This window comes from Halomonas maura, assembly GCF_030409305.1.
GTDB classification, from domain to species: domain Bacteria; phylum Pseudomonadota; class Gammaproteobacteria; order Pseudomonadales; family Halomonadaceae; genus Halomonas; species Halomonas maura.
On sequence record NZ_JAUFPQ010000013.1, the window covers coordinates 172,613 to 198,457 of the forward strand.

The 25,845-nt window shown below is 68.7% G+C and carries 25 protein-coding genes and 1 tRNA gene; 11 read left to right on the forward strand and 15 right to left on the reverse strand.

What is annotated here, in order from left to right:
- Positions 1-50 precede the first annotated feature (50 nt).
- The 4 genes from QWY76_RS07705 to hemN all read right to left on the reverse strand — a co-directional run bounded on the left by QWY76_RS07705 (position 51) and on the right by hemN (position 6,337).
- The gene (locus QWY76_RS07705) at positions 51-791 is read right to left on the reverse strand and encodes a ribonucleoside-diphosphate reductase (RefSeq protein ID WP_290310545.1); all 741 of its coding nucleotides are present in this window, start codon (positions 789-791) and stop codon (positions 51-53) included.
- A gap of 54 nt (positions 792-845) precedes the next feature.
- Positions 846-4,079 carry a ribonucleotide reductase barrel domain-containing protein gene (locus QWY76_RS07710; protein WP_290310546.1) on the reverse strand — a complete coding sequence of 1,078 codons (3,234 nt, stop codon included), beginning with the start codon at positions 4,077-4,079 and terminating at the stop codon, positions 846-848.
- A 28-nt stretch (positions 4,080-4,107) separates the two neighbouring features.
- Entirely contained in the window at positions 4,108-4,515 is a 408-nt protein-coding gene (gene ubiT, locus QWY76_RS07715; protein WP_290310547.1) for a ubiquinone anaerobic biosynthesis accessory factor UbiT, read from the reverse strand.
- A gap of 436 nt (positions 4,516-4,951) precedes the next feature.
- Positions 4,952-6,337 (reverse strand): oxygen-independent coproporphyrinogen III oxidase, encoded by a 1,386-nt coding sequence (gene hemN, locus QWY76_RS07720; RefSeq protein ID WP_290310548.1) that lies wholly within the window; start codon positions 6,335-6,337, stop codon positions 4,952-4,954.
- A 308-nt stretch (positions 6,338-6,645) separates the two neighbouring features.
- On the opposite strand from hemN, the gene QWY76_RS07725 reads away from it, so the two are divergent.
- On the forward strand, positions 6,646-7,122 hold the full coding sequence (locus QWY76_RS07725) for an Rrf2 family transcriptional regulator (RefSeq protein WP_290310549.1): 477 nt from the start codon (positions 6,646-6,648) through the stop codon (positions 7,120-7,122).
- On the opposite strand, the gene QWY76_RS07730 is transcribed toward QWY76_RS07725, so the two are convergent.
- The gene (locus QWY76_RS07730) at positions 7,098-8,591 is read right to left on the reverse strand and encodes a sensor histidine kinase (RefSeq protein WP_290310550.1); all 1,494 of its coding nucleotides are present in this window, start codon (positions 8,589-8,591) and stop codon (positions 7,098-7,100) included. The genes QWY76_RS07725 and QWY76_RS07730 overlap by 25 nt on opposite strands.
- A complete protein-coding gene (locus QWY76_RS07735; protein WP_290310552.1) occupies positions 8,588-9,325 on the reverse strand; it encodes a response regulator transcription factor in 738 nt (245 codons plus the stop codon). The genes QWY76_RS07730 and QWY76_RS07735 overlap by 4 nt, the downstream gene beginning before the upstream one ends.
- Positions 9,326-9,512: 187 nt before the next feature.
- On the opposite strand from QWY76_RS07735, the gene QWY76_RS07740 reads away from it, so the two are divergent.
- From QWY76_RS07740 to QWY76_RS07760, 5 genes are all read left to right on the forward strand, one after another.
- Positions 9,513-9,806 (forward strand): hypothetical protein, encoded by a 294-nt coding sequence (locus QWY76_RS07740; RefSeq protein WP_290310553.1) that lies wholly within the window; start codon positions 9,513-9,515, stop codon positions 9,804-9,806.
- Between the two features lie 86 nt (positions 9,807-9,892).
- Positions 9,893-10,750, forward strand: a complete 858-nt coding sequence (locus QWY76_RS07745) for a cytochrome b/b6 domain-containing protein (RefSeq protein WP_290310554.1) — start codon at positions 9,893-9,895, stop codon at positions 10,748-10,750.
- The gene (locus QWY76_RS07750) at positions 10,734-11,504 is read left to right on the forward strand and encodes a molybdopterin-binding protein (RefSeq protein ID WP_290310555.1); all 771 of its coding nucleotides are present in this window, start codon (positions 10,734-10,736) and stop codon (positions 11,502-11,504) included. Before QWY76_RS07745 ends, QWY76_RS07750 begins: the two co-directional genes overlap by 17 nt.
- A 157-nt stretch (positions 11,505-11,661) precedes the next feature.
- Positions 11,662-11,979, forward strand: a complete 318-nt coding sequence (locus tag QWY76_RS07755; RefSeq protein WP_290310556.1) for a c-type cytochrome — start codon at positions 11,662-11,664, stop codon at positions 11,977-11,979.
- A gap of 76 nt (positions 11,980-12,055) precedes the next feature.
- Positions 12,056-12,607 carry a hypothetical protein gene (locus tag QWY76_RS07760; RefSeq protein ID WP_290310557.1) on the forward strand — a complete coding sequence of 184 codons (552 nt, stop codon included), beginning with the start codon at positions 12,056-12,058 and terminating at the stop codon, positions 12,605-12,607.
- Positions 12,608-12,626: 19 nt separating this feature from the next.
- On the opposite strand, the gene phnE (QWY76_RS07765) is transcribed toward QWY76_RS07760, so the two are convergent.
- From phnE (QWY76_RS07765) to phnD, 4 genes are all read right to left on the reverse strand, one after another.
- The gene (gene phnE / locus QWY76_RS07765) at positions 12,627-13,436 is read right to left on the reverse strand and encodes a phosphonate ABC transporter, permease protein PhnE (protein WP_290310558.1); all 810 of its coding nucleotides are present in this window, start codon (positions 13,434-13,436) and stop codon (positions 12,627-12,629) included.
- Complete coding sequence (phnE, locus tag QWY76_RS07770) at positions 13,430-14,233, reverse strand: phosphonate ABC transporter, permease protein PhnE (protein ID WP_290310559.1); 804 nt, start codon at positions 14,231-14,233, stop codon at positions 13,430-13,432. The genes phnE (QWY76_RS07765) and phnE (QWY76_RS07770) overlap by 7 nt, the downstream gene beginning before the upstream one ends.
- Positions 14,230-15,027: a phosphonate ABC transporter ATP-binding protein gene (gene phnC / locus QWY76_RS07775; RefSeq protein ID WP_290310560.1), complete on the reverse strand. Its 798-nt coding sequence runs from the start codon at positions 15,025-15,027 to the stop codon at positions 14,230-14,232. The genes phnE (QWY76_RS07770) and phnC overlap by 4 nt, the downstream gene beginning before the upstream one ends.
- Positions 15,028-15,136: 109 nt before the next feature.
- Positions 15,137-16,129 (reverse strand): phosphate/phosphite/phosphonate ABC transporter substrate-binding protein, encoded by a 993-nt coding sequence (phnD, locus tag QWY76_RS07780; RefSeq protein ID WP_290310788.1) that lies wholly within the window; start codon positions 16,127-16,129, stop codon positions 15,137-15,139.
- A gap of 136 nt (positions 16,130-16,265) precedes the next feature.
- On the opposite strand from phnD, the gene QWY76_RS07785 reads away from it, so the two are divergent.
- Positions 16,266-16,856, forward strand: a complete 591-nt coding sequence (locus tag QWY76_RS07785; RefSeq protein WP_290310561.1) for a histidine phosphatase family protein — start codon at positions 16,266-16,268, stop codon at positions 16,854-16,856.
- A 133-nt stretch (positions 16,857-16,989) separates the two neighbouring features.
- Here QWY76_RS07785 and QWY76_RS07790 read toward each other — a convergent pair whose 3' ends face one another.
- Positions 16,990-18,765: a formate--tetrahydrofolate ligase gene (locus QWY76_RS07790; protein ID WP_290310562.1), complete on the reverse strand. Its 1,776-nt coding sequence runs from the start codon at positions 18,763-18,765 to the stop codon at positions 16,990-16,992.
- A 372-nt stretch (positions 18,766-19,137) separates the two neighbouring features.
- Here QWY76_RS07790 and QWY76_RS07795 point away from each other — a divergent pair, with 372 nt between their 5' ends.
- A complete protein-coding gene (locus tag QWY76_RS07795; RefSeq protein ID WP_290310563.1) occupies positions 19,138-19,296 on the forward strand; it encodes a YqaE/Pmp3 family membrane protein in 159 nt (52 codons plus the stop codon).
- Positions 19,297-19,337: 41 nt separating this feature from the next.
- A complete protein-coding gene (locus QWY76_RS07800) occupies positions 19,338-20,006 on the forward strand; it encodes an SOS response-associated peptidase (protein WP_290310564.1) in 669 nt (222 codons plus the stop codon).
- Positions 20,007-20,288: 282 nt separating this feature from the next.
- Here QWY76_RS07800 and QWY76_RS07805 read toward each other — a convergent pair.
- Positions 20,289-20,365: transfer RNA gene (locus tag QWY76_RS07805), tRNA-Arg, on the reverse strand.
- 246 nt (positions 20,366-20,611) lie between these two features.
- On the opposite strand from QWY76_RS07805, the gene QWY76_RS07810 reads away from it, so the two are divergent.
- Entirely contained in the window at positions 20,612-21,427 is an 816-nt protein-coding gene (locus QWY76_RS07810) for a c-type cytochrome (protein WP_290310565.1), read from the forward strand.
- Between the two features lie 81 nt (positions 21,428-21,508).
- Here QWY76_RS07810 and rep read toward each other — a convergent pair whose 3' ends face one another.
- From rep to pyrE, 3 genes are all read right to left on the reverse strand, one after another.
- On the reverse strand, positions 21,509-23,578 hold the full coding sequence (rep, locus tag QWY76_RS07815) for a DNA helicase Rep (protein WP_290310566.1): 2,070 nt from the start codon (positions 23,576-23,578) through the stop codon (positions 21,509-21,511).
- Complete coding sequence (gene trmL / locus QWY76_RS07820; protein WP_290310567.1) at positions 23,575-24,117, reverse strand: tRNA (uridine(34)/cytosine(34)/5-carboxymethylaminomethyluridine(34)-2'-O)-methyltransferase TrmL; 543 nt, start codon at positions 24,115-24,117, stop codon at positions 23,575-23,577. Before trmL ends, rep begins: the two co-directional genes overlap by 4 nt.
- Before the next feature lie 102 nt (positions 24,118-24,219).
- Positions 24,220-24,912 (reverse strand): orotate phosphoribosyltransferase, encoded by a 693-nt coding sequence (gene pyrE, locus QWY76_RS07825; RefSeq protein WP_290310568.1) that lies wholly within the window; start codon positions 24,910-24,912, stop codon positions 24,220-24,222.
- 91 nt (positions 24,913-25,003) lie between these two features.
- Here pyrE and QWY76_RS07830 point away from each other — a divergent pair, with 91 nt between their 5' ends.
- A complete protein-coding gene (locus QWY76_RS07830) occupies positions 25,004-25,771 on the forward strand; it encodes an exodeoxyribonuclease III (RefSeq protein ID WP_290310569.1) in 768 nt (255 codons plus the stop codon).
- The last annotated feature ends 74 nt before the right edge of the window (positions 25,772-25,845 follow it).

Below are 25,845 nucleotides of genomic sequence, written 5' to 3' on the forward strand. Positions count from 1 at the left end.
CATGCCGCCCGCGGGGCCGCGGAGGCGGCCCCCAGGCCAGCGGCACCCGGCTAGCCGCACTTGGACCAGCCGCAGCCCGCATAGCAGGTCGGGCAGCCGTCCATCATGATCAGCTCGCCGTTGCACTCGGGACAGTGGCCCACCACGGCGGGGCCGCCCTGCTGCTCGCGGGCCTCCCGCTCGGCCCGGTCCAGCTCCTCGGCACTGGGCGGCTGCCAGCCGTGGCCGCTGGCCAGGCGCTGGGCATAGCGGCTGACCAGCTCTTCCACCGGCACCTGGTTGCCGTCCAGGTCGAGGAAGCCGCGGCGATAGAGGATCTGCTGGATCGACCAGGCAATGGCCGCGACCTCGGAGTCGTGGAACATCGGCTTGCCCCAGCGGTTCATGCCGCAGCGCACCAGCCCCTTGTCCCAGGCCACCTTGCGCAGGTCGGCCACCGCCTGGGTGACATAGCCGCCGCGGGCCGCCAGTGACAGGCTGCGCATGGTGGCGGTGATCCACTGGTGCTCGCTGGACAACTGCCCGGAGGGGAAGAAGAACTCCACCGGCCGCTCGATGACCACCCGCTTGCCGTTCAGCACGCCCTCCACGGGCATGAAGGAGACCAGCAGGTAGACCTTCTTGCGGCCCTCGGCACCGACGTAGGAGATCTTCTCCGAAACGGCCTCCAGGGTGCCCTCGGGACGCGAGGGGATGCGCACCGTCAGTGGGTTCTCGTCGGCCAGCGGCGGCGCCTCCACCGCCTTCTTGACGCTGTAGGATACGATTTTCGAGGTGATCTCGACGGCCATCAGCGGGCTCCTCCACTCGGGTGACGTTGGGCGATCGGGCGACGCAGCACGCGCTTACCACTTGCCATAGGTGCCCTCCTTCAGCGCGTCGTAGAGGTTGGCCGCCTTGTGCTCCTCGCCGTCGTAGATCACCGTCTCGTCGCCGGCCAGTTCGACGGTCTCGCCGTTCTCCAGCTCGAAGACGTAGGTGGTGTTCTTGAGGTCGTCCTCCCGCACCAGCACCCCCTGGAAGGCCTCGGGGTTGAAGCGGAAGGTGGTGCAGCCCTTGAGCTGGTTGTCGTAGGCGTCCAGGTACAGGTCCTTGAAGTCCTCGAAGGGAAAGTCGGTGGGAACGTTCACCGTCTTGGAGATGGCCGAGTCCACCCAGGCCTGGGCCGCCGCCTGCACCGCGACGTGCTGGCGCGGCGTCACCGCGTCGGCGGTGACGAAGTACTCCGGCAGGTCGCTCTCCACGGCGTCGGGGGCGACGAAGTGCCGATAGGCGGCCAGCTCGAAGGACACCACCTCGACCTGCTCCTTGGTCTTGCGCCCGGCCTGGATGACGTTGCGGAAGTAGCGGTGCGAGAAGGACGGCTCGATGCCGTTGGAGGCATTGTTGCCCAGCGACAGCGAGATGGTGCCGGTGGGCGCGATGGAGCTGTGGTGGGTGAAGCGCGCGCCATGCTCGGCGAGCTCGGCCACCAGCTCCGGCTCCACCTCGGCGATCTTCTGCATATAGCGGCTGTAGCGGGCGTGCAGGAGGCGTCCGGGCACGCGATCGCCCGCCTCATAGCCGTCCTGCGCCAGCTCGGGCCGCTCGCGCAGCATCTTCGGGGTGATGGTGAAGTCCTCGGCGAGGATCGGCGCCATGCCCTTCTCCTTGGCCAGTTCCAGGGCCTGCTTCCAGCCTTCGATGGCCATCACCCGGCTGACCTCCTCGGTGAAGGCCAGCGACTCCGGCGAGCCATAGGGCAGCTTGAGCATGGTCAGGGTCGAGCCGAGCCCCAGGAAGCCCATGCCATGGCGGCGCTTGGCCTCGATCTCGCGGCGCTGGCCCGCCAGCGGCAGGCCGCTGAGCTCCACCACGTTGTCGAGCATGCGGGTGAAGATGGCCACCACCTGCCGGTAGCGGTCCCAGTCGAAGCGCGGCGTGTCACCGAAGGGATCGAGGACGAAGCGGGTCAGGTTGATCGACCCCAGCAGGCAGGCGCCTTCCGGCGGAAGCGGTTGTTCCCCGCATTGCCCTGTCACCACGCCATTGAAAATAACGGAATTCCTATCAATTTGGGTGGTATCGTAGACGGCCTCGCGTCCCACATGGTGAATGGAGTCGACCGTTGCCATGAAGGACTGGGTCTTGCGCAGGGCCTTACCCTCCACCCATGCTCGATACTTTTCGTTCTTGTAGTCGAGCAAGAAGCCGACTTCTTCCATGAAGCGTTCACGAGACTGACCGTCGATGATCAATTCATGATCGGCCTGGCACTCGTACTCCTGCACGCCACCTTTTCCGTCCGGCAATAGTCGACGCCCCGCCTCGCGTCGCCGATACACTCGACAGAAGACCCCCAAATTGGAAAGCAGCATCTGGACCTCCTTGAGAAGGCCCTGTTCGCTCGCGGCCAGTCGGACCGAGCAACTCTGGTCACTGTTCGACACGTTGACGGTACCATCGGCCTGAAACAGCCCGCGCAGATAGCCCTTGACGCAGTCCTCGGTGCCCCGCCATACCACTTCGGGAATCCGGAGTTTGGTCTCCCGAGTAAAGCCGTAATGTGACAGCAGGCGCGCCAGGATCACCGAGCGAATGAAGACATGGTGACGTTCGGCAACGGCGACCGGCGCCACCTGGTATCGGCGCGAGGTCTTGGCGGAGTGAGCGATCAGCTCGTTGATATACTCGGCCGTGATATCGGCCAGCGTCCGGTCGTCCCCCCAGAAGTTGACGATCACCGCCTCATGGCCGTTGCCACGATGAGTGAAGTGGCCATCGCCGGCGATCAATCCCAGCAGAGTGCCGAGCCGCTCGTTTCCCTCGATGCCGAACTGTCCCTTGCCGGACTGCACCCAGAGCCGATCCCCAACCCTCAGGTCTTTCAGCGGAATCTTGCCACGCTGGGTATAGAAGTCGTGCCACTCGGTGGCCTTGATCTCGTAACCCTCACGAGCCGTGACCCGATAGACATCCGCCTGCCTCGCGGTCATGAAGGCAGGTACCGCCGGGCGGGTCTCGACGCCTCGATCGCCAGTACGCAATGCTCGCTTGTCGACCGTCACCTGCAGCTCATCGCCTCGCTGATAGAGGTCGCCGATGGGCAACATGCCGAACTGGGTATGCAGTCGAGTATCTGCCGTCACGCACGGGTTGGTGGCGCGGATCGCCTCGCAGAACCAGTTGTTGTTCATGCGGTTGACCTGGTCGATCAGGATGAAGCCCGGCTCGGCGAAGTCGTAGGTCGAGCGCATGATGGTGTCCCACAGCTCGCGGGCCCGGATCACCTCGACGATGCGGCAGGCCACCCGGCCCTGGTCGTCGACGGTGTAGCCTTGCTCGATCACCGGCCAGTCCCGGTAGACCAGCTCGGCCTCGTCGACGTCCTCCTTCTCGCCCGGGTGCAGGGGGAAGGCCAGGGGCCAGTCGGCGTCGGCGCGCACCGCCTCCATGAACTCGTCGGTGATCAGCAGGGAGAGGTTGAACTGGCGCAGGCGGCCGGCCTCGCGCTTGGCCTCGATGAAGGCCCGCACGTCCGGATGGCCGACATCGAAGGTCGCCATCTGGGCACCGCGACGCCCGCCCGCCGAGGCCACCGTGAAGCACATCTTGTCGTAGATATCCATGAACGCCAGGGGGCCGTTGGTCCCGGCGCCGGCCCCGAACACGAAGGCCCCCTTGTGGCGCAGGGTGGAGAACTCGTAGCCGATGCCACATCCAGACTTGAGCGTCATCCCGGCATCGACCACGGCTTCCAGGATGTCGCGCATGGAATCGCGGATGGTCCGCGAGACCGTGCAGTTGATCAGGCTGACCTCGGGCTTGATGTGCCCGGCCCCGGCGTTGGCGACGATCCGGCCGGCGGGTATGGCGCCGTGGTCCAGGGCCCAGCGGAACTTCGACAGCCAGGCGTCGGCGGCCTCGCCTTCCACCGCGGCCAGCGCCCGGGCCACGCGCTCGCGGGTGGCGGCGGGGTCGGCATCCACGGGACGGCCATGGCGGTCCTTGAGACGGTACTTGGTGTCCCAGATGTCGAGGGAGGGCACCTGCATAGGAACCTCGTCGACGATGGGGGCATCCTTGGCGGATGTCGGCATTCGGAATCTCCCAGTGGCGATGTGAGGATCAATGATCGCGGCGTGCCAGCCGCTCCAGCCGGACCAGCCATTCGCCCGGGCGCCCCTGGACCAGGCCCTCCTCCAGCCCGTCGAGCAGGTTCTTGACCCTCAGGCCCAGCTCGGTGTCACCCTCCAGGGCCAGACGACGCTGAAAGAAGAGGGCGTCGGGGTCCTCCCCTCGGGTCGCCAGGCTCAGGAATTCCCGCCAGCCGCCGCGGATGACCGCCTCCCCGGGCGCCTCGCAGAGCACCAGCCGCCGCCCCGACAGGCTCAGGGTGAGGGTCAGGCCCAGATCGGCGATGACCAGGCTGATCCGTCGCCCCGCCAGGGCATCGAAGTCCCCTTCGGCAAGGGGCGCGGCGAAGGTGCGATTGAGCAGGGACTCGACGAGGGGCCGCTGGAGTGCGACGGGCATCCTCTGTGCGATGGCCGGCACCAGCCCACGCGGCGCGAGCGGAAGGGGCAGCGAGGGGAACGGCATGGCAACTCTCCTGTGACGACCGATCGCCCATCCTAGGCATCGTGGCCAGCGGCCGCCGTGACCTGCATCAAGCGACGACCGACTCACCAGGCCAACGCCTCTGACTACCATATATAGCTCAACTCACGCCACGATACACAGCATCTTGTCTCGTTGACGCCCCGGCCCCGCCTGTTGCCGACGGCGACAGGGCGCGATGCCGCGCCCCGGTGCCCCCGGAAACGCAACGCGCCCGGCGAGTCGCCGGGCGCGTTTCAGGCCATGGAATACGGGACGGAGACGGGGCTCAGCGATCGCCGCCGAAGCCGCCGCCACCGCCCGTGGCGCCGTCATCACCGTCACCGGCTCCGGAACCGGCGACGCGACCGGGCTAGACGGTGCGCGAGTGGCGCCCCTCACTGCGGGCCAGGTAGGCATCGAAGGCCATGGCGACGTTGCGCATCATCAGGCGCCCGGCGGGCAGCACCTCGATGGCCTCGGCGGTGATGGCGATCAGGCCATCCCCGCGCATCTCGGCCAGTGCGTCCAGGGCCTCGGCGAAGTAGCGCCGGAAGACGATGCCGTGGGCGGCCTCGGTGGCGGCGATGTCGATCCGCCCGTGGCACATCAGGGCGTTGATCACCTCGCGGCGCAGCCGGTCGTCGTCGCTGAGCCGATAGCCGCGCATCACCGGCAGCCGCCCCGCCGCGAGGCGCGCCTGATACTGGGCGGTCTCCTTGACGTTCTGGCTGTAGCTGTCGCCCACCTTGCCGATTGCGGTATTCCCCAGGCCGATCAGGTCGCAGTCGGCGTGGGTGGAATAGCCCTGGAAGTTGCGCTGCAGGGTCCCGTTGTCCCGGGCCAGCGAGAGCTCGTCCTCGGGCAGCGCGAAGTGGTCCATGCCGATATAGACGTAGCCGGTACCGGTGAGGCGGCGGATGATCAGCTCCAGCAGCTCGAGCTTGCGCTCCGGCGGCGGCATGTCCTCGGGCCGGATCAACCGCTGGGCCTTGAACAGCTCCGGCAGGTGAGCATAGCTGTAGGCGGCGATGCGATCCGGACGCAGGGCGATGATCTTGTCCAGGGTGGCGTCGAAGCTCGCCACCGTCTGCAGCGGCAGGCCATAGATCAGGTCGACGCTCACCGACTGGAACCCCGCGCCGCGGGCCGCCTCGACCAGGCCGACCACCTGGGCCTCGCTCTGCACCCGGTTCACTGCCCGCTGAACGTCGGGGTCGAAGTCCTGCACGCCAAGGCTCAGGCGATTGAAGCCCAGGGCACGGAGTTCATGGATCTGCGTCGGCGTCACGGTGCGCGGGTCCACCTCCAGGGAGAACTCCCGGGCCGCGGGGGGCGCGAAGTGGAAGGCCTCGTCGAGGGCCGTCATCAGCTCGCCGAGCTGGTCGTTGCTCAGGTACGTCGGGGTGCCGCCCCCCAGGTGCAGCTGGGTCATGCGCCGTGACTCGTCGAACAGCGTCCCCTGCAGGGCGATCTCGCGCTTGAGCCAGGTCAGGTAGCTGGCGGCCCGCTCACGGTTGTGGGTGATGATCTTGTTGCAGGCACAGTAGTAGCAGAGGCTCTCGCAGAAGGGGATGTGCACATACACCGACAGCGGCTTGGGCTCGGCGAGCCGGTTGCTGCGCTCGGCGGCGGCGCGATAGTCGTCCTCGGCGAAGGCCGCCTGGAACTGCGGCGCCGTGGGATAGGAGGTGTAGCGCGGTCCCGGCCGGTCGTACTTCTCGACCAGGGAGCGGTGGAAGGGCAGCGTGTCGTGCATGGTCGTTCGATGCCTCGGGAAAGCCTGGGCGGCCGGATCACCGCCGGATGGCGGCCAGTATGCCACCGGTGCCGACGGGCGTCGGTACCCTTCACGAGGTAGCTGACCCAGGTCAATTGGAGGTAGTTGGCCCAGCGGCGACGCACGCCCGCCGAATAGAAGCATCTATAATGTCTCTTACAAGCCCCTCCCCCTCGGCGAGCCCTGGCAACCCGAGGGCGTTGACGCCGCCACGATGGTAAAGTTGGCGGCAACCATTTCGATTCACTCGCCGGGCCCGCCTCGTCGGCCGTCGACCGGGAAGCCACATGCACCTGACCCGCTATACCGACTATTCGCTACGCGTACTGATCTACCTCGCCGTCAAGGGCGAGGAGCGCTCGACCATCACCGAGATCGCCGATCGCTTCGCCATCTCCCGCAACCACCTGATGAAGGTGGTCCAGGAGCTGAATCATCGCGGCTATATCACGGCCATTCGCGGCAAGCATGGCGGGCTGCTGCTGAAGCGGGCGCCGGAGTCCATCACCCTGGGTGAGCTGGTGCGCGACACCGAGCGTGACCTCGGCCTGGTGGAGTGCTTCGGCGACGACAACGAGTGCGTGATCACCCCGTCCTGCCGGCTCAAGCCGATCCTCGCCGAGGCCCTGGGGGCCTTCCTCGCCGTGCTGGATCGCTACACCCTGGCCGACATGCTGGGCCCCCAGCGCGGCGGGTTGATCCAGCTGCTGCAGATCGAGGATCCGGCCCCGCCGGCCGCTCAGGCCCTTGACGCTAGCACATAGGGCAACACCAGGCTGACCCGGGTGCCCACGCCCTGGCGGCTGTCGATGGCCAGGGTGGTGCCGTGGCGCTCGCAGATCTCGCGCACGATGGACAGCCCCAGCCCCGAGCCCTCGCCCCGCGCCGGACTGCCCCGGGTGCGATAGAAGCGCTGGGTCACCAGCGGCACCTCCTCGGCGGCGATGCCGATCCCGCTGTCGACCACCGCCAGCCTCTCGCCCTCGGCCAGCGCCTCGAGCTCGAGCCGCACCCGCCCCCCGGCAGGCGTCGCATGCAGGGCGTTCTCCACCAGGTTCGACAGGGCGCGATCGATCAGGCCGAGATCGGCCTCGACCCAGGGCAGCGAGGGCTCCCCGATCACCTCGAGGATGACCCCCGACTGGCGGGCCTGGTGCTGGAACTTGCCGACGATGTCGTGGGCGAGCTCCGCCAGCGAGAACGGCTCGCACTGCAGCGGCCGGTCGTAGGCATCGAGCCGGGCCTGGGTCGACAGCTGCTGGGCCAGTCGCGTCAGGCGGTCGGCGTTGTCGAGGATCGCGCCCAGCGCCCGTCGCCGCTCCCCGGGGGACGCCTCCTCGTGCTCCAGCAGCTGCTCGGCATAGCCGCGCAGCGAGGTCAGCGGGGTGCGAAAGTCATGGGACAGGTTGGCGACCAGCTCGCGGCGCTGGCGATCGGTCTCGCGCAGGGCCTCGAGCTGGGCCTCGATGGTCCCCGCCATGTCGTTGAAGGCCCCCGCCAGGCGACCGATCTCGTCGTCACGGGGCACGGCGACGCGCTCGCCGTAGTCGCCCTCGGCGAAGCGCTGCACCGCCGTGGTCAGCTGCGAGAAGCGCCGCGTCAGCAGGGCGAACCAGACCAGGCCGAAGACGCCGGAGATCAGCAGCGCCAGCAGGCCGGCGGCGACCAGGGTGCGGGTGATCGAGCTGGTGCGCAGCATGGCGACCATCGAGGCGTGGCTGGCACTGTTCAGGTCGGCATAGAGGTAGCCGGGCCGCCGGGCCTCGCCATGGGTGATCCGCGCCACGGAGAAGACCCCGGGCCGCCCGCCGCAGGGCGAGGCGGCCAGCACCGGCAACATGGGGTCCTCGCCGAGCAGGGCCTCCAGGGCGCCGCGATCCACCCGGCGTCCCTGGCCGCAGCCCGAGGCGGTGAAGTCGGCGATCACCGCTCCCCGGGCATCGAGCACGTACAGCGACAGCGAGGGATTGATCGAGGCGATGTGCCGGGCGATCTCCCGGGCGGCGTCACTGTCGGCACCGGCCTGCAGCCCCGGGCGCATGACGCGGGCGAGGTCGTCGGCCAGGTCGATCGCCTGGCGCTGCTGGAGCTCGCGCCCCAGCTGGTCGAACTGGCTGATGGCGATCCAGGCGGCGGCCACCGACAGCAGCAGCAGGCTGGTCAGGTAGACCACGGCGATGCGCGCATAGAGGCTGCGCCCCAGGCGTCCGACCCGCCACAGCAGGGCGCTCATGCCTCGCCGTCCTCCGCCGCCGGGTCGACGAAGCGATAGCCCACTCCCCAGACGGTCTGGATGAAGCGCGGCCGCGCCGGGTCGACCTCGATCTTCTTGCGCAGGCGGTTGATATGGGTGTTCACGGTATGGTCATAGCCGTCGAATTCCTCGCCCCAGACCCGATCCAGCAGCTCGCCGCGGGTGAAGCCATGCCCGGGGTGGCGGGCGAACAGCGACAGCAGCGCGAACTCCTTGCCGGTGAGCTGCACCGGCTGGCCGTCGAGGGTGACCCGATGCTGGTCGGCATCGATGACCAGCGGGCCGCAGACCAGCGGCGGGGTCTCGGCGATGGCGTCCTCGCCCTCCGCCTGGCGCTGCCCCCGGCGCAGCAGGGCCTGGACCCGGGCCATCAGGATCGGCATGTGGAAGGGCTTGGTGACGTAGTCGTCGGCCCCGAGCTCGAGCCCCTCCACCACATCGCGGATCGCGGCCTTGGCGGTCACCATCAGCACGGGCGTGCGACTGTCGCGCCGCCGCAGCCGGCGGCACACCTCCAGGCCGTCGATCCCCGGCAGCATCAGGTCGAGCATCACCAGGTCATAGGCGCTGCCCGGTGCCGCCTCCTCCAGGGCCGCCATGGCCGCCTCGCCGTCGGTGACCCAGTCACAGCGCTGGCCGGCCTCGACCAGCCGCTCGCGGAGCAGCTTGCCGATCTCGGGATTGTCCTCGACGCAGAGGATCCGGTAGGGCATGGGACGGGCTCCGAGGTGGGGTTCGGTCTCTACTCTAGAGCCCTCCGCCGCTGGCTGCATCACGAAACCCTCACGCCGGCCCCCGGTTCGTGATGATTTCGTGATGAATCGCCCCGGGGGGCTGGCTAGCGTGACAGGTGCCGACACGGCATGTCGCCGGCGGCCCGACCATCACCGGAGGTGCGAGATGTTCAAGCCGACCCACCCCAGGACCACCCTGTTCGCCATCCTGTTCGGGGCCCTGCTGCTGCCGACCGCTGCCCTGGCGGACCACCATGAGGACGCCATGCAGGAGGGCGGCAGCATGGAGCAGGATGCCATGTCCGGCGAGGCCATGGGCGAGGAAGACGCCATGAGCGGCGACGACGCCATGAGCGGTGACGACGCCATGAGCGGTGACGACGCCATGAAGTCGGAAGGCAACGACGAGATGATGCTGGAAGACGAGGAATCGATGATGGAGGACGACAGCGAGATGTGATGCTCGCCGCCGCATGACCGGACGGATGACGTTCCGGCCGGTCATGTCTTCCCGCTCCGCCTCGCCTCTTCGAGAGGGCCCACCCCATGCGACTCCTCGGCGCCACACGCCATGCTCCCCGGCCGACGGTGATCAAGCGGCACTCGACGTTCACCCGGCTGTGGCACTGGATCAACGCCATCTGCCTGGCGATCCTGCTGATGAGCGGCCTGCAGATCTTCAATGCCCATCCGGCCCTGTACTGGGGCAAGGATTCCACCTTCGACGCCCCGGCGCTGTCGATCGGCGCCGAGCGGGCCGATGACGGCGCCCTGCGCGGGATCACCCGCATCGGCGGATACCGCTTCGACACCACCGGCGTGCTGGGCGTCTCGGGACCGCGCGCCGATCGCCAGCGGCGTGCCTTCCCCGCCTGGGCGACGCTGCCCGGCCCGCGCTGGCTGGCCATGGGCCGGCAGTGGCACTTCCTCGCCGGCTGGGTCTTCGCGCCCCTGCTCGTGGCCTACCTGGTCTACCTGGTGGCCAGCGGCCAGCTGCGACGGCGCCTGCTGCCACGCCGCGACGAATGGCCACGCCTCGGCCACACCCTGGTCGAGCACCTGCGGCTGCGCTTCCCGCGGGGCGAGGAGGCGCGCCACTACAACCTGCTGCAGAAGCTGGCCTACCTGCTGGTGCTGTTCGTCGTCGCCCCGCTGGTGGTGCTCACCGGCCTGACCATGTCGCCGACCATGGATGCCGCCTGGCCCTGGCTGCTGGACGTCTTCGGGGGCCGGCAGAGCGCCCGCACCCTGCACTTCCTGGCCGCCGCCGCCCTGCTGGCCTTCTTCGTGGTGCATCTGCTGCTGGTGCTGGTCTCCGGCGTCGGCAACAACCTGCGCTCGATGATCACCGGGCGCTATGCCCTCCCCCCGGAAGAGGAGACGCGCGATGACGCATCCCACTGATCCCGGCCGCCGACGCTTCCTGACCCGCGGCCTGCTGGCCGGCGGCACCCTGATGCTGGCCGGCTGCGACCGGCTCTCGCGCAGCGACGCCATGCAGCGCCTGTTCGCCGCCAGCGAGGGCCTGACCCAGCGGGCCCACCGGCTGCTGGCCTCCCGGGAGGCGCTGGCCCGGGAATACGCCCCCGAGGACATCGCCCCGAGCTTTCGCGCCAACGGCACGACCATGCCCCGGGAGATCGACTACCTGCGCCTGGCGGCCGACGACTTCCACGACTGGCGCCTCGAGGTCGATGGCCTGGTCGAGCGGCCCGGTGCCTTTTCCCTTGCCGAGCTGCGGGCGCTGCCGGCGCGCACCCAGATCACCCGCCACGACTGCGTGGAGGGCTGGAGCTGCATCGGCGAGTGGACCGGGGTGGTGCTCGGCGAGCTGCTGGACCGGGTCGGGGTCCGCGACGAGGCGCGCTTCGTGGTCTTCCACTGTGCCGATCGCTACCGGGGGGGCGACCGCTACTACGAGAGCCTCGACCTGCGCGAGGCCTACCATCCCCAGACCCTGCTGGCCTACGGCCTCAACGGCGACGACCTGCCCATCGCCAACGGCGCGCCGCTGCGCCTGCGCGCCGAACGCCAGCTGGGCTACAAGATGGCCAAGTACGTGATGCGCCTGGAGCTGGTGTCGAGCTTCGCGCACCTCGGCCGTGGCCGGGGCGGCTACTGGGAGGATCGCGGCTACCGTTGGTGGGCGGGAATCTGAATCGACGGGCCGAGTCGCTGCCGGGTGTCTAGCCTGTAGATGACCCACATCAAGCTCCCGGCAGCGGGACGCTGGCATGATGGCGTCATCCGCCTGGTGCGGCGCCGCCGTTACCGGGCTCGGTTCAGCACAAAAAGATGCATCCAGGAGGTGTGTTATGAGAAGGCTCGCTACCGTGGCACTGATCGGCGTCAGCGCCCTGGCCGTCGACGCCCTGGCCGCCGGTGACCCCGCCGCCGGCGAAGGCAAGGTCGCCGCCTGTGCCGCCTGTCACGGCACCGATGGCATGGGCACCGCGCCCATCTACCCGAACCTGGCCGGCCAGTCCGCCGCCTATCTCGAGAGCGCCCTCAAGGCCTATCGTGCCGGCGAACGCGGTGGGGGCATGTCCGCCATCATGGCGCCCCAGGCCCAGTCGCTGTCCGACCAGGACATCGCCGACATCGCCGCCTACTACGCCAGCCTCAATCCCTGATCAGCGCGGCGAGACGGGCGGCACTCGGCGGGACGGATATGCTAGCCTCCCGGGGTCCAGCCCCCCGGGATCCACCATGTCACCGACCGTCCTCCGCCGCCTGCTGCCGACCCTCCTGGCCCTGGCCGTCACCGTTCCGGCCCAGGCCGGCCGCTACAACATCGACGCCGTCGAGCACCACGCCGACTGGCACTCGCTGCGACTGACACTGGGCGAGGAACGTCACGTCCGGGCCCTCGAGCAGCGCAGCTACAGCGATACCGTGTTCAGCGTCAATGCCAGCCCCGGGGCCTGCGACCGGCCCTGGTGGGAGATGCGCGTGGAACTGGATGAGGTCCAGGCCGAGAGTGCCACGGTAAACCGGGTGCAGGCGGACCTGCTGGTCGACGAGGACCGCGTGCATACCGGCCAGGCCGCCTTCATCACCGAACGCGGCAACAGCGGCTTCTACGTGCGCTTCTCGTTCCCCGACAGCGAGGCGCTGCTGGCGGACATGCGAACCGGCGAGATCCTGCGCCTGCGCATCCACCGCGCCGAGGGAGACTACTGGTTCCTGGTCTTCAGCCTCGAGGGCGCCGAGGCGGCGCTGGCCCGCATGCAACGCCTGTGCGGCGACGCCGCCGGCTGACGTGGCGCGGCTCGCCCTATCAGAGCACCTTGCCGCGCAACATGCCTGTAATCGCCTCGCCGATCAGCACCAGGGTGATGATGGCGATCAGGATGGTGGCCACGGTCGGCCAGGCGAAGGTATCGATCGATCCCTGCAGGATGACGCCGATGCCGCCGGCGCCCACCAGCCCCAGCACCGTGGACTCGCGGATGTTGATGTCCCAGCGCAGGATCACGATGGCGAAGAAGGCCGGCATCACCTGGGGCACCACGGCATAGGCGATCACCTTCAGCTTGGAGGCGCCGGTGGCCTGCATGGCCTCCACCGGCCGGCGGTCGATCTCCTCGATCGCCTCGCCCATCAGCTTGCCGATGAAGCCGATGGAGCGGCACATGATGGCCAGGATGCCCGCCAGCACGCCGGGGCCGAAGATGGCCACGAACAGCAAGGCCCAGATGATGGTGTTCACCGAGCGGCTCGACACCAGGATGAAGCGACCGAGCCACAGGCAGGCCCGGTTGGGCGTGGTGTTCTGGGCGGCGATATAGGCGACCGGCAGGGCCACCAGCACCGTCAGCATGGTCGCCAGGGTGGCGATATGCACCGTCTCCAGCATGGCCGAGAGGATCTCGCCCAGGCGACTCGGGTCGGGCGGCCACATCCGCCCGCCCAGGGAGCTGATCTGGTTCGGCGCATCCCACACCCAGGGCCAGAAGATGTCGATATCCTGCACCGCCCAGACCACCACCATCAGCGTCGCCAGCAGCACGCCGTAGCGGATCAGCCGTTCCCGGCGGTCGTAGCGGCGCCAGACCCGCGCCGCCAGGGCGTCGTCCCGCTCTACCATATCCGCTTCCTTACCCAGCCGCTGACGCCCTCGCTGACCAGGATCACCGCGATGATGACCAGCAGGATCGCGAAGGCAAAGGCGTAGTCGTAGCGCCCGAAGGCGTTCATCAGGGTGCCGCCGATGCCACCGGCGCCGACGATCCCCACCACCGCCGAGGCCCGCAGGTTGCTGTCGAGCTGGTACATCGACAGCCCCACCTGGCGGGGCAGCACCTGGGGGAAGACGGCATACACCAGGGTCACCAGCAAGCCGCCCCCGGCGGCGCGGATGGCCTCCACCTGGCCCCAGTCGATCTCCTCGATCTCCTCGGCGAGCAGCTTGCCGACGAAGCCGATGGAGTAGAGGGTCAGGGTCAGCACCCCCGCCAGCGGCCCGAAGCCCACCGCCGCGACGAACAGGATGGCCACGATCACCGGGTGGAAACTGCGCGAGACGATGATCACCGCTCGCCCCAGCAGGTACACCGGCAGCGGCGAGATGTTGCGCGCCGCCATCACCGCGAAGGGCACCGACAGCATCACCCCGAGCAGGGTCGCCAGCACGGCGATCTGAAGGCTCTCCTTGAAGCCGGTGAGCAGCAGGTCGTAGCGCTCGAAGCTCGGCGGGAAGCCGCCGCCGAAGATGCGCCCGGCCCGGGGCAGGCCTTCGCCGATGCGCTCCCAGTTGAAGGGCAGGCTGCCGAAGGCCCACACCAGGTAGGCCACGAGCCCCACCAGCAGGCCGTAGCGCAGCAGGGGGTTGGCAATGAACGGCGGCTTGCGCCAGGTCCGTGTGGCCGGCACGGGGCGCGTCATGACTCCTCCCCCGAGGCGATGCCGGCCGGCGACTCGGTGAGCTCGTCGTCGGGGGCCTCGATGCCCCCGTAGATGGCCTCCAGGGCCGCCTTGTCGAAGTCGGCGGGCACCCCGTCGAAGATCATCTTGCCGTGGCGCAGGCCGACGATGCGCTCGGTATAGGCCTTGGCCTGGGCCACGTTGTGGATGTTGATCAGTACCGGCAGCGACAGCTCGCTGGCCAGGCTCTGCAGCAGCATCATGATCTGCTCCGAGGTGCGCGGGTCCAGCGAGGCGGTGGGCTCGTCGGCGAGCAGCACCTCCGGCTCCTGCATCAGCGCCCGCACCACGCCGACCCGCTGGCGCTCGCCGCCCGAGAGTTCATCGGCCCGCTTGTTGGCGTAGTGGGCGATGCCGACGCGCTCCATCAGGGCGAAGGCGCGGTCGATATCCTCGGCGGGAAAGCGCCGCGTGACCGCCTGGAAGAGGCTGACGTAACCGAGCCGGCCGGCCAGCACGTTCTCCATCACGGTCAGTCGGTCGATCAGGTTGAAGCCCTGGAAGACCATGCCGATCTTGCGCCGGGCCCGTCGCAACGCCGCGCCCCGCAGCGTGACCAGTTCGCTGCCGTTGAGGCGGATCGAGCCCGAGGTCGGCTCCACCAGGCGGTTGATGCAGCGCAACATGGTACTCTTGCCGGCCCCCGAGGCACCGACGATGGCCACCACGCTGTTGTCCTCCACGACCAGGTCGAGCCCCTTGAGCACGGGCTCGTCCTGGCCGTATCGCTTGATCAGGTTGGCGATCTCGAGCATGGATGCATCCAGGCGGCGAAAGGATCGCCGCGGCGGCCGTCGCGAGGGCGGCCACCGGGGCACGGCGTCACGGCGTCACGGCGTCACGGCGTCACGGAAGGTACCGCGACTAGAGGTTCTCGGGGGTGTATTCGACCCCGTTGGCCTTCTGGATGGTGCGGATGACCTTCCACTGGTCCTGGTAGTTGATCGGGATGAACTTCTCGACGCCCTCGAACTCCTCGCCCAGCTCGGTGCCGGCGAACTCGAAGGAGAAGAAGGCTTCCTCGATCTTGTCGACCAGGTCGGGATGCAGGTTGTGGGCGTAGGTGTAGGAGGTGGTCGGGAAGCTGTCGGACTCGTAGAGCAGCTTGACGTCATCGGGGTCGTAGAGGTCACGGGCCGCCATGCGCTCGACCACCTCCGAGGCCACCGGGGCCGCGTCGTAGTCCTGGGCCACTACCCCCAGCATCGACTGGTCGTGGCTGCCGGAATAGACCACCTCGTAGTCCTCGTCGGGCACGATACCGAGTTCCGGGAACAGCGCCCGCGGCGCCTGGTTGCCGGAGTTGGAGGTCGGCGAGGTATGCGCCACGCGCTTGCCCTTGAGGTCCTCGATGTCGTCGATGCCCGAGTCCACATGGGTATAGAGTTGCAGGGTATAGCCGAAGCGGCCATCGTCGGAGCCCATCAGGGCGAAGGGCACGGCACCGGCCAGGTTGACGGCGAAGGGCGTCGGGCCGGTGGAGAAGCCGGCGATATGCAGGCGGCCGCTGCGCATGGCCTCGACCTGGGCCGAGTTCGACTGCACGGCAAAGAAGCGCACGTCGCGGCCGGTCACCTCCTCGAGGTGGGCGATGAAGGGGGCCCAGATATCGGAGTAGATCGCCGGGTCCTCCACCGGGGTGTAGGCGAAGATCAGGGTGTCCGGATCGGCCCACTCCGACTCGTCGGCCGGCCGGTCGGCGACCAGGTCGCCGTTCTCGTCGCAGTAGATATCGGCGAGCTGGCCCCGCTCGCAGTCGGCCTGGGCCTGAGCCTGGGCGGCGAACAGCAGGGACAGGGGCAGCAGCGCTAGCGCGGCCAGTGCCCCGCGGGGGGCGCTTCCGGTGAGTCGGGTCATCATGGCGTGCCTCGATTATGGTTGTTGTTGCGTTCCATCATGCTGCAAGGCGGCCGATGAGCGTCCCCCGGATGCGACGGGGGCGGACATGCCGCATGGAAAAACTGTCGACCACTTCGGGAAAGAAGACAAGCCGATGACCAACGACGCTGTCAACGCGCCCCCACGGCGGAACAACCGCTACCTGCTGATGCGCCATGGCCACAGCGAGGCCAACGCCCGAGGCATCATCATCAGCACGCCGGCGCGGGGCCTGGCGCACTACGGGCTGTCCCCACGGGGGCAGGACCAGCTCGCGGCCCTGCTGGCCGAGTGGTCGGCGCCCACCCCGACCCGGCTGCTGCACTCGGACTTCCTGCGCACCCGGGACACCGCCGAGCGCGTGGCGGGCCATTTCGGGCTCCGCTCCCAGGCCGAGCCCCGGCTGCGGGAGCGCCACTTCGGGGGCCTGGAGGGTCAGCCCGACACACGCTACGGCGAGGTCTGGGCGCAGGATGCCCGGGACCCTGCCCACCGGGTGCATGGCGTGGAGAGCGTCGTGCGGGTCGCGGCGCGCATGCGCGCCGTGATCGACGCCCTCGAGGCGCGCTGTCTGGGCGAGACCATCCTGCTGGTCGGCCACGGCGACCCGCTGCAGATCCTGCTCACCAGCCTCGAGGACCGGCCGCTGGGCGAGCACCGTGACCGCCCGCCCCTCGCGCCGGCGAGCCTCACCCTGCTGGACTGACCGCGGACACGACGACGCGCGACCCGATGCCGTTGACCTCGGTGGTGGGCGCCCCTTGAGGATCTCGACATTGGGCGGGCTGGCGCGTCAGCAGACCCGCCATGTCTGCCCCCCTCGCGCTGCCATGGAAGACTCAGGACAGGCCCTCGATATCGCCCTCGGGATCGAGGCGGATGCCGGATGACGCCGGCTGGCGTGGCATGCCGGGCATGCGCATGAGATCGCCGCAGATCACCACGACGAAGCCGGCACCGGCGGCCAGCTCGGCCTCGCGCACCGGCAGCACATGGCCCTCGGCGAGGCCGCTGAGCGCCGGGTCGGCGGCGAAGCTGTACTGGGTCTTGGCGATGCACACCGGCAGGTGGCCGTAACCGAGCGCCTCGAATTCCTCGAGCTGCCGTCGGGCCTTGGCCTCCAGGCTGATATCCGCCGCGCCATAGAGGCGCTGGGCGATGGCCCTGACCTTGTCCTCGAGGCTGGCGTCGTCCTCGTAGGTCAGCGACAGCGCGGGGGACGGCGCCTCCAGCATCGCCGCGACCCGCTCCGCCAGGGCCTCGCTGCCCCGGGAGCCCTCCGCCCAGTGGCGGCTGACCACGCGCTCGACGCCCATCTCGTCGCAGGCGGCCTGCAGGGCAAGGTGCTCCTGGTCGGCATCCTGCGAGAAGTGGTTGACCGCCACCAGCACGGGCACCCCGAAGCTGTGGAGGTTCGCGACGTGCCGGCTCAGGTTGCGCGCCCCGCGACGCACCGCCTCGGGATCCGGCAGCCCGAGGGCATCCCGCTCGACGCCGCCGTGCAGCTTCAGGGCCCTCAGGGTGGCGACCACCACCACCGCACCGGGCGTCAGGCCGGCCTGCCGGCACTTGATGTTGAAGAACTTCTCGGCGCCCAGGTCGGCACCGAAGCCCGCCTCGGTGACCACGATATCGGCCAGGGACAGGGCGCTGCGGGTCGCCATCAGGGAGTTGCAGCCATGGGCGATGTTGGCGAAGGGACCGCCATGGATGAAGGCCGGGGTATGCTCCAGGGTCTGCACCAGGTTGGGGGACAGGGCCTCCTTGAGCAGCACCGCCATGGCGCCCTCGGCCTCCAGGTCCCGGGCGCGCACCGGGCTGCCGTTGCGGCGCCGCGCGACGATGATCTCGCCCAGGCGGCGCTGCAGGTCGGCCAGGTCGGCGGACAGGCAGAGGATCGCCATGATCTCCGAGGCCGCGGTGATGTCGAACCCCGCTTCCCGCGGCACGCCATGCGCGGGGCCGCCCAGGCCGATGGTCAGGTGCCGCAGCGCCCGGTCGTTGATGTCCATCACCCGCTTCCAGGAGATGCGCCGGGGATCGATATCCAGCGCATTGCCCCAGTGCAGGTGGTTGTCGATCAGGGCGGCCAGCAGGTTGTGGGCGCTGGTGACGGCGTGGAAATCGCCGGTGAAGTGCAGGTTGATGTCCTCCATGGGAATCACCTGGGCGCGCCCGCCCCCGGCGGCGCCTCCCTTCATGCCGAAGCAGGGCCCGAGGGAGGGTTCGCGCAGGCACACCGCGGCCTTGTGGCCGAGCCGGCTGAGGCCGTCGCCCAGTCCCACGGTGGTCGTCGTCTTGCCCTCGCCGGCCGGGGTAGGGGTGATGGCGGTGACCAGCACCAGCTTGCCCGACGGGCGCCCCGCCAGGGCATCGGTGAATTCGTGGGAGAGCTTGGCCTTGTCATGGCCATAGGGCCGCAGCTGATCGGGCTCGATGCCGAGCCGGGCGGCCACCTCGCCGATGGGCCAGGGGGTGGCCGCCCGGGCGATGGCGATATCCGGCGCCCCCGGCGGCGGGAGACCATCGTCGGGAGGGGCCCCGGCGGCGGTCTCGAGGGTCACGCCCTCCCCGCCAAGGGGCTTGTCGTGCCGCAACGGGAGATAGTCGGTCATCTCGCCCCTCCTCGCTACATCGTCGGCGGTGGGGAATCACCGCCTGATGAGCCGTCCGATCCTGCGCAGCCTCACGGATCGAACGGGACTAGAAGAAGCGTGGAACCCCCGGCCCGAGGGCGACATCCTCGGTACGACACCGGCATAGTCGATACAGACAAAGGGGCCGATCGCGACCCGGCTGACGCGGGGGAGGCGGATACGAGAGGGCTCGCGATGACTCGCGGGCTCCAAGGAAGGCTGGCCCTATAGGGAAGCGCTCCGCGACCGTGGGTTGGACTGCAACTTCCCCCTGGTACCTGGAACATTGCCGGGCACCTGGTGGTCGACATAGCCACGACGCCTCTGGCTATCAACACAAGGAGTTCCCTCATGGATGTGATCCGCGTTCTACTCGCCATTCTGCTGCCCCCGGTGGGCGTCTTCCTCCAGGTCGGCCTCGGCCTGCAATTCTGGATCAACATCCTGCTGACCCTGCTGGGCTACATTCCCGGCATCGTCCACGCGGTGTGGATCATCGCTCGGCGGTGAAGCGATAGTGCCGGCACGGCGAAGCCAACTATGCTGAGCTTATGTGCGGACGTTTCGCCCTCTATAGCCCATACCCCAAGCTCTCCCAGGCACTGCGTCTCCCGCTTGAGGCTCGAGAGCTGGCGCCACGCTACAACGTGGCGCCGGGCACCTGGATCACCGTGGTGCGCCATCCCAGCGATGACGCGCCACTGGTGATGGACGAGGTCTGGTGGAGCTACCGGCCGCACTGGGCGAAGGAGAAGGCGCCGGAGCCCATCAACGCCACCGTCGAGAAGGTGGCCACGTCCGGCTACTTCAAGGGCGCGTTCGCCCATCACCGCTGCCTGGTGCCGGCGGATGGCTGGTACGAGTGGCTGCCGGTGGAAGGGAAGAAGCAGCCGCACTTCCTGTGCCGCGAGGACCGCGAGCCGATCTGGCTGGCGGGCATCTGGAGCGAGCGGCCGGACGGCAAGCCCGGCTGCGCCATCATCACCGAGCCGGCGCGCGGCGTGGCCGAGGAGATCCACTCCCGCATGCCGCTGGCCCTGGACGCCGAGAGCCTGGAGCCCTGGCTCGATCCCCACCTGACCGATCGCGAGACGCTCCGCCAGGTGGTGCATCACCTGCCCTCCGGGATGCTCACCCACTGGCCGGTGAGCCCGCGGGTCAACAGGCCCACTCACGATGATGCGGACCTGATCGAGCCCGCTGACGCCGGGCATCGGTGATCTACTACAAGGGGGCTTGAGACCAGGCGCTAGCGTCGAGGGCGTGACGTCAGGCGTTGGCGCCCTCATTGCCAGGCGCACAGGATGTATCAGCTGAAGGAATGCGACACTGCAAGGCAGCGCTCAAGGCCGAGTAGGGTAGCCGGGCGGCACTGTGCCAAATCCGCCGCTCGGCAGTGCCAGAGCTGGCGCGATGACAAGCGGTTGGCTACCAGCGTGGTTACGAAACACAGAGAGGCAAAAGAAAAGGGCCTACGGATAATCGTAAGCCCTTGAATTCGTTGGCGCGCCCTAAAGGATTCGAACCTTTGACCTTCGCCTCCGGAGGGCGACGCTCTATCCAGCTGAGCTAAGGGCGCGCGGGGCCTGGCGGTCGATGACCGCCAGGCGAGCGACATCCTACCGTGCTGCCCTTTCGCTGTCCAGCCGCCAGCGGCCACGGCATCGTCTCGACGCGCCCCGCCCATGCCCCGGGGCATGATCTCCAGCATTTTCCAGCGGTTGGCGATACGGCTATACTGGCGCCCATTGTGCGCGTCATGGCGTACTGGCTGTCGTGATGCCGACCGTGATTCGATGACAAGACCGTCAAAGAGGTGGTGAGAGTGAAATCCAGCAAGCTGATCATGGGGTGCCTGGTCACCCTCGGCCTGACCACGGGCATGGCGTTCGCCCAGGAAGACGTGGACCGGGACGCCATCGCCGAACGCCTGGCGCCGGTGGGCGAGCTGTGCGTGCAGGGCGAAGACTGCGGCACCGCCATGGCGGCCAGCGGCGGCGGTGACAGCGCCTCCTCCGACGGCGCCGACGGCGAGAGCATCTACGGCAGCGTCTGCATGGCCTGTCACGACACCGGCGCCGCGGGTGCGCCGAAGCGTGGCGACGAGGCGGCCTGGAGCGAGCGCACCGGCCAGGGCTTCGAGACCCTGCTCAGCCACGCCATCAACGGCTATAACGCCATGCCGGCCCGCGGCGGCAACCCCAACCTCTCCGACGCGGAGGTGCAGGCCGCCGTGGCTTACCTGGTCGAGCCGGTGATGGACGTGCCCGCCGAGGCCAGCGGCGAGGGCGACGCGGCCGCCGAGGAAGGCGCGGCGACCGATGACGCCGCCACGGCGGAGCAGGACGCGCCGGCCGAGCAGGCCGCCGGAACGCAAGCCACCGCCGACGCCGACAGCGGCCTCGATGGTGAGGCGCTCTATGCCAGCGCACCCTGCGCCGCCTGTCACGCCAGCGGTGCGGCCGGCGCCCCGAAGATCGGCGATGCCGAAGCCTGGGGGCCACGTATCGACAAGGGCATCGAGGCCCTGTACGAGAGCGCGATCAACGGCATCGGCGCCATGCCGCCCAAGGGCGGCGCCAGCCTCCCCGACGAGGAGGTCAAGGCCATCGTCGACTACATGGTCAGCCAGGCGCAGTAAGGCCGGCCAGCATCGCGATACGACGAGGGGGCGCCATTCGGCGCCCCCTTGTTGTTCGTACCGAAGCAGCCGCCGCCCGGATCATCCCAGCAGCGAGCGCAGTCCGGCGATGGCGTCCTTGCCGCGGGCCTGCTTCTTCTCCGGGTCCTCGCGGTCGGCGCGCCCCTCCCACTCCAGGGCATCCTCGGGCAGCTCGTCGAGGAAGCGGCTGGGCGTGCAGTCCATCAGCTCGCCATAGGCCTTGCGCTGGCGGGCCAGGGTCAGGGTCAGGGTGCGCCGTGCCCGGGTGATCCCCACGTAGGCCAGGCGACGCTCCTCCTCCACCGTCCCCACCTCGATGGCATTGCGGTGGGGCAGCAGCTCCTCCTCGAGGCCCATCAGGTAGACATGGGGGAACTCGAGGCCCTTGGAGGCGTGCATGGTCAGCAGCTGGACGCGGTCGGAGTCGTCCTCCTCGGCCTGCTGCTCGAGGATGTCGCGCAGCACCAGCCGCGAGATGGCCGACTCCACGTCGTCGGTCTCGGTCGCGGTGCTCGCCGTGGCCTCCTCCGCCCGCTCGTCGGGATCGGCCTGCATCGACTTCTCGAGCTGGTCGATCAGCGTCCAGACGTTGGCCATGCGCCGTTCGGCGATGGTCGGGGCGCTGGCGTTCTGGTAGAGCCAGGCCTCGTAGTCCATGTCGCGCAGCATCTCGCGGATCGCGGCGAGGGCATCGCCGCCATCCATGCGCCGGCGCACGCCATCGATAAAGTGGGTAAACCTCCCCAGCCGTTCGACGGCTCTGACCGGCAGCTGCTCGGCCAGCCCCAGCTCGTGGCAGGCGGCGAACAGCGAGGCGCCGCGCTCGGTGGCGTAGTTGGCCAGCTTCTCCAGGGTGCCGGGACCGATCTCGCGGCGTGGCACGTTGACGATGCGCAGGAAGGCGTTGTCGTCGGCCGGGTTGATCAGCAGCCGCAGGTAGGCCATGGCGTCCTTGATCTCGCCCCGGGAGAAGAAGGAGGTGCCCCCGGAGAGCTTGTAGGGCACCTGGTAGTGCTGCAGCTTGAGCTCGAGCAGCCGAGCCTGGAAGTTGCCGCGGTAGAGCACCGCGAAGTCGCGCCACTCGGCACGCTCCTTGATGCGCCGGGTGAGGATCTCGCTGGCCACCCGCTCGGCCTCGGCCTCCTCGTGCCGGTTGACCACCACGCGGATCGCCTCGCCCTGGCCCATGTCCGACCACAGGGTCTTGTCGTAGACGTGGGGGTTGTTGGCGATCAGGGTGTTGGCGGCACGCAGGATGGTGCCGGTGGAGCGGTAGTTCTGCTCGAGCTTGATGACGTTGAGCCGCGGGAAGTCCTCGCCCAGGGTCACCAGGTTCTCGGGGCGCGCGCCACGCCAGGCATAGATCGACTGGTCGTCGTCGCCCACCACGGTGAAGGTCTGGCGCTCGGCCATCAGCATGCGCACCAGCTGGTACTGGCTGACGTTGGTGTCCTGGTACTCGTCCACCAGCATGTAGTGGATCTTGCGCCGCCAGCGGGCCAGGGCCTCGGGATCGTCGCGCAGCAGGGTCACCGGCAGCAGGATCAGGTCGTCGAAGTCCACCGCGTTGTAGGCCTTGAGGTGGCGCACATAGGCCTCGTAGACCCGCGCGGCGAACTGCTCGCTGTCGTCGGCGGCATGCGACAGCGCCTGTCCCGGCAGCACCAGGTCGTTCTTCCAGTTGGAGATGGCCGCCTGCACCTGGTTGATCGCCTCGGCGTCGACCTGGGCGTCCTTGTTCATCAGGTCGCGCAGCAGCGCCTTGGCGTCCTCGGGGTCGAACAGCGAGAAGCCGGGCTTGTAGCCCAGCGCCTTGAGCTCGCCGCGGATGATGTTGAGCCCCAGGGTGTGGAAGGTGGAGACGGTGAGGCCGTGGCCCTCGCGGCCCTGGAGCATCTGGCCCACGCGCTCCTTCATCTCCCGGGCGGCCTTGTTGGTGAAGGTCACCGCGGCGATGCGCCGGGCGCTCATGCCGCACTCCTGGACCAGGTAGGCGATCTTGGTGGTGATCACGCTGGTCTTGCCGGAGCCGGCGCCGGCCAGCACCAGGCAGGGCCCGTCGATGGCGCGCACGGCCTGCTGCTGGCGGGGATTGAGCTTGGCGAGGCGACTGGCGATGCTGGGGGTCATTCGAACTCCCTCGGTTCGGCGGCGGGCTCACTGTCGATGTCCGGATAACCGGCCCCCGGATGGCCGGCCCCCGGATGGCCGGCCCCCACGAAGTCGAGCTGGCGCCAGGCCTCATAGACCACCACCGCACAGGCATTGGACAGGTTCAGGCTGCGGCTTTCCGCCAGCATGGGGATGCGCAGACGCTGCGCCTCGGGCAGGGCATCGAGCAGCGCCTGGGGCAGGCCGCGGGTCTCGGGGCCGAACACCAGGGCGTCGCCCTCGCGGTAGCTCGGGGTGTGGTAGCCGGTGCGCCCGCGGGTCGAGACGGCGAAGACCCGGCCAGGTGCCACGGCATCGAGAAAGGCCGCCCAGTCGCGATGCACCCGCACCCGGGCCCACTCATGGTAGTCGAGGCCGGCACGGCGCAGCCGCTTGTCGTCCAGGCTGAAACCCAGCGGCTCGATCAGGTGCAGCCGGAAGCCGGTGTTGGCGCACAGCCGGATCAGGTTGCCGGTGTTGGGCGGGATCTCGGGCTGGTAGAGCACCACGTCGAGCATCAACAACTCCTGATATACTACGCCGACAACGCACTCGGGCCCCGCATGGGGCCCGAGAAACCGGCTCGGCGATTCGTCACGCCCCCCGGGCGCAGAGACCGCTCAGCGCTCGGCCACGCCGTAGCGATCGCGATAGGCGCGGATGGCCTCGGCATGGCCGCTCAGTTCGTCGCCGGCATGCACCTCGAGGTACTCGAGCACCATGTCCAGGGTGACGATGCTGATCACCGGCATGCCGTAGGCCGCCTCGACCTGCTGGATGGCGCTGCGCGGGTCGGCGTCGTCGCCGCCGCGCTCCTGGCGGTCCAGGGCCACCACCACCCCGCCGGCACTGGCGCCGGCGGCGTCTATCAGCCCCATCACCTCGCGGATGGCGGTGCCGGCGGTGATGACGTCATCGACGATCAGGATACGCCCGGCCAGCGCGGCGCCGACGATGTTGCCGCCCTCGCCGTGGGCCTTGGCCTCCTTGCGGTTGAACGCATAGGGCAGGTCGCGGTCATGATGGTCGGCCAGGGCCACGGCGGTGGTGGCGGCCAGGGGGATGCCCTTGTAGGCCGGACCGAACAGCACCTCGGCCTCGAGGCCGCTGTCGGCGATGGCCTGGGCGTAGAAGCGGCCCAGCGCCGCCAGGGCACGACCGGTCTTGAACAGGCCGGCATTGAAGAAATAGGGGCTGACCCGGCCGGATTTCAGGGTGAACTCGCCGAAGCGCAGCACGCCCTGCTCGATGGCGAATTCGATGAATGCCTGCTGGTAGGGTTGCAGGGACGATGCAACGCGCTGATCCGCCACGGAGCCTCCTATCACGTTTATCGACTGACGCCATTTACCCAAACGTCGAAACGTCGGGTATCATACACGCGCGACGCAAAAGGGACCATGTATGAAAATCGCCACCATCAATGTCAACGGCATCCGCGAGGCCGTCGGTCGAGGTTTCCTCGACTGGCTGGCCAACCAGGATGCCGACGTCGTCTGCGTGCAGAACCTCAAGGCCAAGAGTTTCGAGCTCGACGACAGCATCCTCTACCCGGAAGGCTACGAGGGCTACTTCCTCGACGCCGAGCAGGACGGCGTCTCGGGCGTCGGCATCTACTGCCGCAAGATTCCCAAGGCGATCATGTATGGCCTGGGCTTCCCGCAGTGCGACCATGAGGCGCGCTTCCTGCAGGCCGACTACGACCGCTTCAGCATCGCCAGCTTCCTGATGCCCGACGGCAGCGACCCGGCCGCCAAGCAGAGCTTCATGGCCCAGTATCAGGAATATCTGGCCAAGATGGCCCGCAAGCGCCGCGAGTACATCATCTGTGGCACCTGGCATATCGCCCACAAGACCATCGACCTCGAGAACTGGGCCGACAACCAGACCACCCCCGGCTTCAAGCCCGAGGAGCGCGCCTGGATGGACCAGGTGCTCGGCCCGACCGGCTTCATCGACACCTTCCGCGAGATCAACCGCGATGCCGGCGAGTACAGCTGGTGGCCGGCGCTGGACCAGGACCAGCCTCGGGAGCGCCAGGAAGGCTGGCGGATCGACTACCAGCTGGTCGGCCCCAACTTCCGCCGCCACGTGGTGGACGCCTGGATCGATTACGACGCGACCTTCTCCGAATACGCGCCGCTGATCGTCGAGTACGACCTGACGCTTTGATCGCCGTCCCTTCGTCGCCGTTGCCTCCGCGGCAACGCAACACGCCGGCCTAGCGCCGGCGTGTTGCGTTAGGG

Bases quoted from the DNA above. Each gene is read 5' to 3' on its own strand.
- QWY76_RS07705 (WP_290310545.1), bottom strand. From the start codon at position 791: ATGGCCGTCGAGATCACCTCGAAAATCGTATCCTACAGCGTCAAGAAG.
- QWY76_RS07710 (WP_290310546.1), bottom strand. From the start codon at position 4,079: ATGCCGACATCCGCCAAGGATGCCCCCATCGTCGACGAGGTTCCTATG.
- ubiT (WP_290310547.1), bottom strand. From the start codon at position 4,515: ATGCCCGTCGCACTCCAGCGGCCCCTCGTCGAGTCCCTGCTCAATCGC.
- hemN (WP_290310548.1), bottom strand. From the start codon at position 6,337: ATGCACGACACGCTGCCCTTCCACCGCTCCCTGGTCGAGAAGTACGAC.
- QWY76_RS07725 (WP_290310549.1), top strand. From the start codon at position 6,646: ATGCACCTGACCCGCTATACCGACTATTCGCTACGCGTACTGATCTAC.
- QWY76_RS07730 (WP_290310550.1), bottom strand. From the start codon at position 8,591: ATGAGCGCCCTGCTGTGGCGGGTCGGACGCCTGGGGCGCAGCCTCTAT.
- QWY76_RS07735 (WP_290310552.1), bottom strand. From the start codon at position 9,325: ATGCCCTACCGGATCCTCTGCGTCGAGGACAATCCCGAGATCGGCAAG.
- QWY76_RS07740 (WP_290310553.1), top strand. From the start codon at position 9,513: ATGTTCAAGCCGACCCACCCCAGGACCACCCTGTTCGCCATCCTGTTC.
- QWY76_RS07745 (WP_290310554.1), top strand. From the start codon at position 9,893: ATGCGACTCCTCGGCGCCACACGCCATGCTCCCCGGCCGACGGTGATC.
- QWY76_RS07750 (WP_290310555.1), top strand. From the start codon at position 10,734: ATGACGCATCCCACTGATCCCGGCCGCCGACGCTTCCTGACCCGCGGC.
- QWY76_RS07755 (WP_290310556.1), top strand. From the start codon at position 11,662: ATGAGAAGGCTCGCTACCGTGGCACTGATCGGCGTCAGCGCCCTGGCC.
- QWY76_RS07760 (WP_290310557.1), top strand. From the start codon at position 12,056: ATGTCACCGACCGTCCTCCGCCGCCTGCTGCCGACCCTCCTGGCCCTG.
- phnE (WP_290310558.1), bottom strand. From the start codon at position 13,436: ATGGTAGAGCGGGACGACGCCCTGGCGGCGCGGGTCTGGCGCCGCTAC.
- phnE (WP_290310559.1), bottom strand. From the start codon at position 14,233: ATGACGCGCCCCGTGCCGGCCACACGGACCTGGCGCAAGCCGCCGTTC.
- phnC (WP_290310560.1), bottom strand. From the start codon at position 15,027: ATGCTCGAGATCGCCAACCTGATCAAGCGATACGGCCAGGACGAGCCC.
- phnD (WP_290310788.1), bottom strand. From the start codon at position 16,129: ATGACCCGACTCACCGGAAGCGCCCCCCGCGGGGCACTGGCCGCGCTA.
- QWY76_RS07785 (WP_290310561.1), top strand. From the start codon at position 16,266: ATGACCAACGACGCTGTCAACGCGCCCCCACGGCGGAACAACCGCTAC.
- QWY76_RS07790 (WP_290310562.1), bottom strand. From the start codon at position 18,765: ATGACCGACTATCTCCCGTTGCGGCACGACAAGCCCCTTGGCGGGGAG.
- QWY76_RS07795 (WP_290310563.1), top strand. From the start codon at position 19,138: ATGGATGTGATCCGCGTTCTACTCGCCATTCTGCTGCCCCCGGTGGGC.
- QWY76_RS07800 (WP_290310564.1), top strand. From the start codon at position 19,338: ATGTGCGGACGTTTCGCCCTCTATAGCCCATACCCCAAGCTCTCCCAG.
- rep (WP_290310566.1), bottom strand. From the start codon at position 23,578: ATGACCCCCAGCATCGCCAGTCGCCTCGCCAAGCTCAATCCCCGCCAG.
- trmL (WP_290310567.1), bottom strand. From the start codon at position 24,117: ATGCTCGACGTGGTGCTCTACCAGCCCGAGATCCCGCCCAACACCGGC.
- QWY76_RS07830 (WP_290310569.1), top strand. From the start codon at position 25,004: ATGAAAATCGCCACCATCAATGTCAACGGCATCCGCGAGGCCGTCGGT.